Source organism: Dysgonomonas sp. Marseille-P4677 (assembly GCF_016652235.1).
Classification (GTDB): domain Bacteria; phylum Bacteroidota; class Bacteroidia; order Bacteroidales; family Dysgonomonadaceae; genus Dysgonomonas.
In genome coordinates, this window is sequence record NZ_JAEPKU010000210.1 from 1 (window position 1) to 4,026 (window position 4,026).

Genomic DNA, 4,026 nt, shown 5'->3' on the forward strand with positions numbered 1-4,026 from the left:
GTGTAATATGCTGTAAACTTTTTATATACAAAAAGCATTATTAATTATAAAACCAATTATAAATGTTAAAATATTTTTTGATTGGTTAAAATCGAGAGAATTTTTCATCGTAAAAGAAGAATCCTTGGAGAAAGAGGAAATCTGTGTAGGTGTAAATAACTAAATTTAGAATAAGATATAATTAAAAACTGGTTGTTGCTAAAATGGAAGATAAAAAATTCATCAGCAAACAAGGAAATAGATATTTCTTTATCTTACTGTTATTGTTTGTGTATGTGTTAAATGCTGAAGCCCAAAAAGAATTAGATGTACGAGATATAACTATAAAGTCAGATACACTCAAAACAACTCCCTCTTCGATAGTAAAAAACTTCAAAATAGATGCTTCTTTTTCAGGTAATATTTACAAGAAAAATTTTATGCTTATACCATCCAAAGTAAATATTTACGACTTACCTTATTCTATCAAAGGTCATTACCCTAATTATAAGCGATTAGGATTGAATACCACAGTATTGGCCGGCGCAGGAGTTTTAACACTCGGTGTGTTGCATTCATTGCCAGAAGATGCTACCAGCTGGAACAAGAAAGAAATTATGGATGTTCCCCCATTTAAACGGTGGTGGAGGAATGTGAAAAAAGGCCCTGTTGTAGATAAAGACAATGCTATTTTCAATTATGTACTTCATCCATATGGAGGAGCTGCATATTATATGGGAGCAAGAAGTGTGGGATTTAGCGCTCTTTACTCTTTTTTCTATTCAGCCGCTATATCTACTTTTCTATGGGAGTACGGATTTGAGGCCTTTATGGAAATTCCTTCTATTCAGGATCTAGTCCTAACTCCGGTGGCAGGGCTTATAATAGGAGAAGGTTTTTATGTACTCAAACGCCATATCGTATCTAATGGCTACGAACTTTTCGGTTCATCCATTGTGGGCAATGTCGTGGCTTATCTGATAGACCCGATCAACGAAGTTATCGGAATATTTGCAGGAAATCCCAATAGAGGAAAGAACAAAAAAATACGGGATTTTGTGGTTTGCACTCCGTGGCTTAGTCCATCCGAAAACAGTATGGCTTTGGGCTTTACTGTTAATTTGTCCTTTTAGATAGATTATCTGTTAAATAAATAGTGTCCTTAGCCTATTTTACGGGCTAAGGACACTATGGGTTTATTAAAAATTATTGTTTGCTTTTTTTTGTCACATAAAGTGCTATTCGCTTATAATTCATAACGAGTAGTAAACCTATGACAAAGTCTATCAAGCCGGTATAATATATATTATTGTATGTATGTGGAGAAAAGATGCCATCCTTGTTATTAGTTACTAGAGTTAAAAATATATTATACAGAGCAACAAATACTAGTGAAAAATTGTGAACTATCAATATTCCACCTACAACAATTACAGCAAACGCTACCAATTTTTGCATATTAATATTCAATATCTCTATCTTTTCGTCATCAAAGCCTTTATCCAACTTGAGAAAGCTGATTATTAAATCAGAATAGGCTATTAATAGTACCGCAAATGCAAGATATGCAGTAATCGTAATCATTGATACTATTATAATAATGATATCGGCATGATAAACAAGTGATGTGATTGTCATTGAAAAAGTGGATGGTGCAAGTGTTAACAGGTATAAACCGAACAGTTTAATTACTAATCTGAAGAAGTCTTTTTTGTCATAGTATTTAAGAATTATAAGCTTTATTTTCCAAAAGTACTTATTATGTCTAGCCTAAGAGGTATATTTTTTTAAATTTCTTACAAATCTGCATTTTCTTTTCTCCCGATTATCTATACCCTAAAAAGCAGATAATCTATGAACTTACCAATCTACAATTGTATTATCGACGAAAGCGAAGACGACACAACAGGAATCCTAGCCATTTCGTTTGTCGATTACCCTGCCAACGAAGTAGACTTCGTAGCTTTGAAAAAACAATCGGAAAGAGTTTTTCTGAATCGTGATACAAAAAAGCAATTGCTTACGGGTGTAGTACTTAAGCCCGATCAATTAATCTATCGCAATAGCCCCGAACTAGGCGACTATTATATCCGTTTTTCGGCTCAACAAATAGAAAAGATTGCTCACAAAATGATGCGCACAGGTGTGGCGTTGCACAATACTACTCATCAGCATCAGACAGCCTTGTCGGGCAATTACCTGACCGAACTATGGATTATAGAAGACCCTGAAACAGACAAATCGAAAGCATTAGGATTTGAAAACCTACCCAAAGGGACCTTGATGTGCAGCTACAAGGTGGAAGACTCAGCATACTGGGAAAAAGAAGTAATGACCGGCCATGTCAAAGGCTTCTCTTTGGAAGGTTTTTTCAATCAACAACCCGATATATCCAAAATTAAAAATCAAATGAATGTAAGAATGAACAAGAAAAAACCGAAACACACATTGCTCGGACGTATTGCCCGCATGTTGCTCGACATCGAAGCCGTAGAAAAGGCTGATGTAACGGCTAGCGGAACTCCCTATGTGGTTTTTGTATTAGCCGACAGCAAGGAGGTTTATGTAGATGAAGACGGTTTTGCGACACTCGATGGTGAACAGATGCCTGCCGGCGAACATAAATTGGCCAATGGCAATTTGCTGATTATCGATGAGCAAGGACAGTTTGTAGAAACACGTGAAGCTTCCAAAAATAAAACAAATCCCGAAGAAGAAACAGCTCCTCAGACATTGCGTCGCAACAAAGTAAAATACAAATTATCGGGCTTCGATCCCAAAACAGCGGAAGCCCTCAAGGCTAAGATAGCCGAAATGCAGTCTACTATCGATGCTTTGACTACAGCATTGGAAGAAGCACAAACTATGCTCGAAAAAACTAAAGGGCAGGTAGAAGAGATGCGAAAGAGAACACCATCTGCCCGTCCTGCCGTACAGCATTCAACTACTACCCGAATAGGTGATATGACTACAGCCGAACGTATGGCTGTAGCTCTTAATCAAACAATAAACAGAAGAAAATAATAACCCGTTAAACAAATTAAAAAATATGGCAAATATGTATGACATTTCATCTCTGACCTATCAACCATCATCTAATATGGATTGGTTTACAAAAGCAGTGTTTGGAGGTAAACTTATCGAAAAAGGGAAAATCACGCCTATTATCGGCATCAAAGAATCTACACAACTAAATCTGATAGACCTTGCAGGGAATATTCTTCAGGCCGACTCTCGCGATTGTGCATGGACTCCTCAGCAAATAGCAAAGTTGAGTGAGAAAGAATTGAAAGTGAAAACTTACAAAATCAATCTGGAGCAATGTCTCGACGATCTTGAGCGCAAACGTACGATCTGGATGATGGGGCCTGGAGCTAAAAATCAGGAACTACCCGATACATTGGAAGAAGCCACAATGGCTCTTTTGGCAAATGAGTTGAGCAGCGAGATAGAAACGAAAATATTTAAAGGAGATAGCACTGCTAATCCAAACGACTTTGATGGAGTGATCAAAGTATTGGGAAATAGTATAGACGCTGTAAAAGTCACAGGCGTAGCCTTAACAAAAGACAATGTTCTGAGTGAAATAGAAAAAGCATTTGCAGCTCTTCCCGAAGACGTGGCTGCGATAGGACTAGAAAAAGAAAGCCTTAACGTATATGTGTCTTATGCTACGTTGCTGAAAGTGAAGATTGCACTAGGAGGTGTATTCGGAACTAATGTGGTTGTAAACCCCAATTTTATTGTAGAGAACGATGTCGTAAAATATCTGGGTGCAGAGATAGTTCCTGTAAAAGGTATTGCCGACAATGATATGATTGTGGCTGAGGCATCTAACTTTTTGCTAGGTACAGACTTGTTGAGCGACTTGGAAGAAATCCGTCTGGGACAAATGGCTGCGCCTTACGACAATAAGATATTTATAGATGGCCGCCTGCGTCTTGGTTTTGCTATTCCGTTCGAAGACGAAGTGGTGTATTATAGCCCAAATAACTAATAGGCAGGTTCGGTGATTGGCAAATTAAGAATGTTTATCTGCTAATGTAT

General features: G+C 37.3%; 4 protein-coding genes. 3 read left to right on the top strand and 1 reads right to left on the bottom strand.

Annotated features, from left to right (window positions below; all coding sequences use genetic code 11):
- Positions 1-203: 203 nt before the first annotated feature.
- On the top strand, positions 204-1,112 hold the full coding sequence (locus tag JGH11_RS19245) for a DUF3943 domain-containing protein (protein WP_201114508.1): 909 nt from the start codon (positions 204-206) through the stop codon (positions 1,110-1,112).
- 73 nt (positions 1,113-1,185) lie between these two features.
- Here JGH11_RS19245 and JGH11_RS19250 read toward each other — a convergent pair whose 3' ends face one another.
- A complete protein-coding gene (locus tag JGH11_RS19250) occupies positions 1,186-1,617 on the bottom strand; it encodes a hypothetical protein (protein WP_201114510.1) in 432 nt (143 codons plus the stop codon).
- Between the two features lie 216 nt (positions 1,618-1,833).
- On the opposite strand from JGH11_RS19250, the gene JGH11_RS19255 reads away from it, so the two are divergent.
- Together JGH11_RS19255 and JGH11_RS19260 are read left to right on the top strand one after the other, a co-directional pair.
- On the top strand, positions 1,834-3,003 hold the full coding sequence (locus JGH11_RS19255) for an XkdF-like putative serine protease domain-containing protein (RefSeq protein ID WP_201114511.1): 1,170 nt from the start codon (positions 1,834-1,836) through the stop codon (positions 3,001-3,003).
- Positions 3,004-3,028: 25 nt separating this feature from the next.
- On the top strand, positions 3,029-3,976 hold the full coding sequence (locus JGH11_RS19260; protein ID WP_201114512.1) for a hypothetical protein: 948 nt from the start codon (positions 3,029-3,031) through the stop codon (positions 3,974-3,976).
- Positions 3,977-4,026 lie beyond the last annotated feature (50 nt).